The sequence below is a fragment of the Nocardia vaccinii NBRC 15922 genome (assembly GCF_001613305.1).
Lineage (GTDB): Bacteria > Actinomycetota > Actinomycetes > Mycobacteriales > Mycobacteriaceae > Nocardia > Nocardia vaccinii.
The window spans coordinates 67446-73853 of the sequence record NZ_BDCC01000013.1 but is presented as its reverse complement, the minus strand read 5'-3'; the positions used below and the strand labels follow the sequence as shown (position 1 = coordinate 73853).

Annotated in this window: 6 protein-coding genes; 5 read left to right on the top strand and 1 reads right to left on the bottom strand. The window is 68.1% G+C overall.

Annotated elements, in window-relative coordinates:
• Positions 1-128: 128 nt before the first annotated feature.
• From NV1_RS11405 to NV1_RS11395, 3 genes are all read left to right on the top strand, one after another.
• Positions 129-893: an enoyl-CoA hydratase-related protein gene (locus NV1_RS11405; protein WP_067889222.1), complete on the top strand. Its 765-nt coding sequence runs from the start codon at positions 129-131 to the stop codon at positions 891-893.
• A 116-nt stretch (positions 894-1009) separates the two neighbouring features.
• The gene (locus NV1_RS11400) at positions 1010-1987 is read left to right on the top strand and encodes a class I SAM-dependent methyltransferase (RefSeq protein WP_067889219.1); all 978 of its coding nucleotides are present in this window, start codon (positions 1010-1012) and stop codon (positions 1985-1987) included.
• Positions 1988-2009: 22 nt separating this feature from the next.
• Positions 2010-3179 (top strand): THUMP-like domain-containing protein, encoded by a 1170-nt coding sequence (locus tag NV1_RS11395; RefSeq protein ID WP_067889216.1) that lies wholly within the window; start codon positions 2010-2012, stop codon positions 3177-3179.
• A 224-nt stretch (positions 3180-3403) separates the two neighbouring features.
• On the opposite strand, the gene NV1_RS11390 is transcribed toward NV1_RS11395, so the two are convergent.
• Entirely contained in the window at positions 3404-4774 is a 1371-nt protein-coding gene (locus tag NV1_RS11390) for an outer membrane protein assembly factor BamB family protein (RefSeq protein WP_245713658.1), read from the bottom strand.
• Between the two features lie 225 nt (positions 4775-4999).
• On the opposite strand from NV1_RS11390, the gene NV1_RS11385 reads away from it, so the two are divergent.
• Both NV1_RS11385 and NV1_RS11380 read left to right on the top strand, forming a co-directional pair.
• A complete protein-coding gene (locus tag NV1_RS11385) occupies positions 5000-5770 on the top strand; it encodes an acyltransferase (protein WP_067889213.1) in 771 nt (256 codons plus the stop codon).
• Positions 5771-5825: 55 nt separating this feature from the next.
• Positions 5826-6368: a DUF1697 domain-containing protein gene (locus NV1_RS11380; protein ID WP_067889210.1), complete on the top strand. Its 543-nt coding sequence runs from the start codon at positions 5826-5828 to the stop codon at positions 6366-6368.
• Positions 6369-6408: the final 40 nt, after the last annotated feature.

Here is a 6408-nt window from a genome sequence, read left to right as displayed (position 1 = left end):
TGAGGGTTCCCGACGCGTGCTGCCGGTGTGGGGCGAGGGTTCCCGACGCGGTGCTGCCCGTGTGGGATCGAGTGTCCCGGGCGCGTTGCCGCCGAACAGGGATCCTGCGACCAGTAGGCTCGTGCCTCGTGGCCGAATTCGTGACCGTTGACCGTCCCGAGGCGGGAATCGCCGTGCTGCGCTTCGCGCGGCCGCCGATGAATCTGATCGACCTGCAGGTGGCGCGGGAGCTGGCGGCCGAGGCCGACCGGATCGGCGCGGATGCCGAGGTACGCGCGGTCGTCGTCTACGGCGACGAACGGGTGTTCTCCGCGGGTGACGAACTGGCCGAACTCGATCGCCTCACCCTCGAGCAGGCCGCGGCGCGGGCCGCGGATCTACAGGCCGCGCTGGGCTGCCTGGCCCGCCTGCCGCAGCCCGCGGTCGCCGCGATCAGCGGTTACGCACTCGGCGCCGGATTGGAACTGGCCCTGGGCGCGGATCGTCGCATCATCGGTGACAACGCCCGCCTGGGGCTGCCGCAGATTCGCGCAGGCTTGATCCCGCTCTCGGGGATCCGGCGGCTGAGTCTGCTCATCGGGCCCGCGCGCGCGAAGGATCTGGTGTACACCGGACGCTTCGTCGAACCCGAGGAGGCCGCCTCGCTCGGCCTGGTCGACGAGGTCGTCGCCCCCGACGACGTCTACCTCGCCGCGATGCGCTGGGCCCGGCAGTTCGTCTCCGGTCCGGCTCGTGCGCTCGCCGCCGCCAAGGCCGTCTTCGAGGCCGGAACCCACGGCCACGATCGGGCCCGCGGGGAGTGGGTGGAGCTGTTCGGCACCGAAGATCGCAGCATAGGAACAGGTTCTTATCTGGTCGCTGGTCCAGGGTCGGCGGAATTCGTCGGCCACTGACCGGATCGGGGTGGGATTCGTCGGCAGTCCGCGCCCGTGGCCGCCGGATTCGGATGATCCGTTCGCCACGGGCCTGATGAGAATGCACACGTGAGGCTCGGCTACCCTTTCCGATCATGACCGCACGTCATGACGACCCCGCGCCGAACCCGTACGCCACCGAGGCGCAGGTCCAGGCCGCGCTTTCCGATAACAAGCTCGCCCAGGTCCTCTACCACGACTGGGAGGCTGAGACCTACGACGACAAGTGGTCGATCTCGTACGACGAGCGCTGTATCGCGTATGCCCGCGGCCGGTTCGACGCCGTGGTGCCCGATGCTCCGCTGCCCTACGAACGTGCGCTCGAGCTCGGCTGCGGCACGGGATTCTTCCTGCTGAACCTGATGCAGTCCGGGGTGGCGAAGTCCGGTTCGGTGACCGACCTGTCGCCGGGCATGGTCAAGGTCGCCACCCGCAACGGCCGGAACCTGGGCTTGGACGTCGACGGCCGGGTCGCCGATGCCGAAACCATCCCCTACGAGGACGACACCTTCGATCTGGTCTGCGGCCACGCTGTGCTGCACCACATTCCGGATGTCGAGCTGGCGTTGAAGGAATGCCTGCGCGTCCTGAAGCCGGGCGGACGGTTCGTATTCGCCGGTGAGCCGACCACGATCGGCAACTTCTACGCTCGCAAGCTGGGGCAGATCACCTGGAAGCTGACCACCGAGGTCACCAAGCTGCCGTTCCTGTCGGACTGGCGGCGCCCGCAGGAGGAGCTGGACGAGTCCTCCCGCGCCGCGGCCCTCGAGGCCGTGGTGGACCTGCACACCTTCGATCCGTCGGAGCTCGAGGACATCGCCCGCCGCGCGGGTGCGACCGAGGTGCACGCCGAGACCGAGGAGTTCGCCGCCGCACTGTGGGGCTGGCCCGTGCGCACCTTCGAGGCGGCTGTGCCCGAGGAGAAGCTGACCTGGCGTTATCGCATGGCGCAGTACCGGGCATGGCTGGGCCTGAGCATGCTGGACGAGAAGGTGCTGCGGCACGTCGTGCCCCGGCAGTTCTTCTACAACGCGATGATCACCGGTGTGAAGCCGGGCGGCTCGGAAAGGTAATGCGACCGGGCGGGATGCGCTAGTGGCGTACCGGTTCACCCGTGCGGATATCGAGTATCTCGGGGGCGCCGCCGGCCGGGCGGCCCTGGCCGAGGTGGGTCTGCTGTCGCTGACCACCGCGAGTCTGCTCGGCGATCTCGAGCGGGTGCGGCGCGATCAGGGTGATCGGGCTGCCGCGCTGGTGGAAACGGTGCGCCTGCGCCGTCGCGCCGCGGCGAAACTGGCTGGGGCACAGGACTGGCTGTTCACCGACGAGGCATTGCAGCAGGCGACGCCCAGTGTGGTCGCGCGGCATCGGGCCCATCGGATCGGCGGTCGCCCGGTACATGATCTGACCTGTTCGGTCGGCGCGGAACTCGCTGCGCTACACGAGGTCTGCCCGGCGGTGATCGGCAGCGACCTGGACGAGGTGCGTCTCGCGATGGCCGCGCACAATCTCGCCGGCGCCCCGAATGTGCTGCTGGCCAAGGCCGATGCACTCGTCCCGTGCAGTACCGGGACCGTGGTCATCGCCGATCCGGCCCGGCGCGCGGACGGCCGCCGCACGCACGATCCGGCGAAGCTGCAACCACCGCTGCCGGATCTGCTCGATGCCTACCGCGGCCGCGATATCGCCGTGAAATGCGCTCCCGGACTGGATTTCGACCAGTTCGCCGAATGCGAGGCCGAGGTGGTCTCCCTCGACGGAGCGGTGCGCGAGGCGTGCCTGTGGTCACCCGGACTGGCCGAGCCCGGCGTCAGCCGCCGCGCGACGGTCCTGCGCTCGGACGGCGGCTCCTGGACACTCACCGACAACGCCCCCGACGAGCTCCCGGAACGACCGCCGGGGGAGTGGATCATCGATCCGGACGGTGCGGTGGTGCGCGCTGGTCTGGTCCGCCACTACGCCGTCGAAAACGGTCTGTGGCAACTGGATCCACGCATCGCCTACCTCACCGGCGACCGCGTTCCCGAGGGGGTGCGGGGGCTGCGTATCCTGGACCGGCTGGATCTGCGCGAGAAGACACTGCGCGCCGAGCTCCGCCGCCGGGACTGCGGCGCGTTGGAAATCCTCGTCCGTGGAGTGGATCTGGACCCCGATGCCCTACGCGCTCGATTGAAGCCCCGTGGGTCAGTCCCGTTCACGCTGGTCGTCACCCGAATCGGCCGTACCCCGACGGTATTCCTCTGCCGGACGCCTCCCGCTCGCTGAGCAGCGTCCCCCGCACCAGCCCGCTGCGGAGGTGCCGTCGCACAGTTCGGCAGCCGATGCCGCAGTTCTTGCGCACCGCCGACAGCGAACCCGACATGACGAAGACACAGAGCGAGCCGTCTGCCGCACATTCCGGGCTTACCCCCGAAATCCGCAACAGGGGGCGGCGCTCATCCCGAATATGACCGAGCACAGCTGAATTCGGCCGAGCGGCGGTGGGACCGCTACGTCTCGGGTTTGAAGACGTAGATCTGCCCGACGCGGGAGGTCACCACGACTTCGCCCTTCTGACCGACCGAGGTGCCGGTGGTGGTGCCCTGAGCACCGGGCAGCACGGCCGAGGCGACGGTGGTGCCGGTGCGGGTGTCGAAGGTGACCAGGTTCAGCGCATCGCCGATCGGGGACACCACGTATCCGGTGTCGCCGGCGGTCTGCGCGGGGCGGCCGCGCAACTGCAGATCCTTGCGTTCCCAGGCGATCCGGACGCTGTCGCCGTCATCGCGCAGGGCCATCAGATGGCCGTCGTCGCCGCCCGGAATCAGCAGGCCGTCGTTGTCGGACACCGCGCCGCGCGGTGCGAAGCCGAGGGGCTGCACCCATTTGGTGTGCCCGTTCGCGGTGTCGACGGCGATCAAACGACCGCTGTTGTCACCCACGTAGACGGTTTTGCCGTCCGGGGAGAGCGTCGGGCTGGTGGCGCTGCCGCCGACCAGGATGTCGGCGCTCCAATCCTGCTGAATCCGCTTGTCCGCGTAGCGCAGTGCCACCAGCGAAGCGTTCGCGGAACCGCGCTGCCACACGGTCACGTAGAAACGCTCGGAGCCGGGATCGATGGCCGAGACGTCGGCCACCGGACACTGCGGCCCGCCGGACCCGCAATCGTCGAGGCCTTCGCCGTCGGCCGGGCGCGGCAGGTTCGGATGGGCGAGCAGATCGGGTTCGCCCAGAAGCTGGAACGACGGGACGATGCGGTCGCCGGTCTGCCGGTTCAGCACGTCGACCTGACCGGATTGGGTGACGGTCAGCACATGGCTGTCACCGGTGAACTGCACCGAGACCGGCACACCGGCCACGGGGGTGCGCCAGCGCGGCTCACCGAGCGAGTTGATGGAATTCATCCCGCCGTCGTCACCCACATAGACGTTGGCCAACTCGTCGACCGCCGTGACGGAGTGGATCACGTCGACACCCAGCGGATTGCAGAATCGTTTACGGCCCGTGGGCATCTGGAACGAGAACAGCGCGCCGATGGGACCGGGCTGGCCGACGCAATCGGTGCCGATACCGGTGGTCACGAACAACTGCCCGTCCGGTCCGATCGTTGTCGGCGTGGCGGCGGGGCCGCCGATCGGCCTCGACCAGCTCAGCGTCAGATGCCGCGATCCGGTGACCGATGTCGTGCCGCTGTTGCGCCCGTCGTGGAAGGACGAGGGCCAGCCGTGGCCGGGGCCGACCGTGATGTCGTCGAGCGTCGTTCCCCCGCAGCCGCTCAGGGTCAGCACGCCGACCGCACCGAGGGCCGCGGCGGCACGAAATGCCGGGCGGCGCACAATGGTACGGAGATCGTGCGCGGGTCGCCGGATGCTGGTACGCACCTGACCTTGTCTCCCATCTGCTCGTACGGGCTTGCACGAGACTAACCGTCCCGGCGAGCGGGCGGTGTGCCGCCTCATGGAGTGCGTCCGCTTCGGCTGGATTTCCGCGGACGGCCAGGGTAGGGGATTCGGCCGATCGCGATCGAAAGTACGCTGGTAACTCGACGACGACACCGCGGGACGAGAGGATCGCCCGATGGCTGCGAGGAGCACTTCGTGACGAGCATGTGGGGCGCACCGTTGCGTTCGCGTTGGCGGGGTTCGCGCCGCCGGGATCCGGAACAGGCGCGCTTTCTGACCGTGGCGTCGCTGCGCTGGGTGCTCGCCAATCGGGCGTACACGCCGTGGTACCTGGTGCGGTACTACCGGTTGTTGAAATTCCGCCTGGCCAATCCCCATATCGTGCTGCGTGGCATGGTCTTCCTGGGCCGCCGGGTCGAGGTGCACGCGACGCCCGAGATGGGACGCATGGAGATCGGCCGCTGGGTGCACATCGGCGACGGCAACGCGATCCGCTGCCACGAGGGTTCGCTGCGCATCGGCGACAAGGTGGTGTTCGGCAAGGACAACGTCGTCAACACCTATCTGGACATCGAGATCGGCGCGTCCACGCTGGTGGCGGACTGGTGCTACATCTGCGACTTCGACCACAAGATGGACGACGTCACCATGCCGATCAAAGATCAGGGCATCGTGAAGAGCCCGGTGCGCATCGGCCCGGACACCTGGATCGCGGCGAAGGTCACCGTATTGCGCGGTACCCGGGTCGGCCGCGGCTGTGTCCTGGGCGCGCACGCCGTGGTCAAAGGTGACGTTCCGGACTACAGCATCGCGGTCGGCGCGCCCGCCAAGGTGGTCAAGAACCGCAAGGACGCCTGGGACGCGGCCGCCGATGCACGCGCGGCCCATCGGGCCGCGCTGGCCGATATCGAGCGCAAGAAGACGCAGAGCGGTAATGCTGCACAAGCCGAATCTTCGAGTATCGGCGCGTCGTAGCGAGGCTGGCCGTAGCGGGGTGAATCTGTCGGTGGCGGGCGGTAGCGTCTGAGCCATGAACCGATACGCCGCTCTCTTGCGAGGAATAACTCCGAGCAATCCCGCCATGCGGGGAGAGAAATTACGCGGTGTATTCACCGGACTGGGGTTCGAATCGGTCGGCTCGGTGCTCGGCAGCGGCAACATCGTGTTCAGCGCCGAGGAGTCCGATTGCGCCGCACTGGAATCGCGGATTCAGCACGGATTGTCCGGTGAACTGGGAATCGGCGGCGGCACCTTGATCCGCACTCGGGCGGAGCTGCAAGTGCTGATCGATTCCGATCCGTTCGCGGGTATGACGCATTCCCGGGAGACCTATCTGATGGTGACCTTCCTGAAGAATGCGGACAATCCCGGTCTCGGCGCCGAACCGCCGCCGCATCTGGCCGCCCAGGTGAAGATCCTCGGGTACGACGCGCAGGTGCGGGCGATTCTGGCGGTGATGGACAACAGCACGCCGGGGACGCCGAATCATATGGTGTGGCTGGACAAGACCTTCGGCAAGGAGGTCACCACCCGCACCTGGGCCACGGTGCAGAAGATCGTCGCCAAGTTGTAGCGGCTCGGCGACACCTTCCGGTGACCCTTGCGGAGCCGTG

Coding starts and splice junctions, on each gene's coding strand:
- NV1_RS11400 (WP_067889219.1), top strand. CDS start 1,010: ATGACCGCACGTCATGACGACCCCGCGCCGAACCCGTACGCCACCGAG.
- NV1_RS11380 (WP_067889210.1), top strand. CDS start 5,826: ATGAACCGATACGCCGCTCTCTTGCGAGGAATAACTCCGAGCAATCCC.
- NV1_RS11385 (WP_067889213.1), top strand. CDS start 5,000: ATGTGGGGCGCACCGTTGCGTTCGCGTTGGCGGGGTTCGCGCCGCCGG.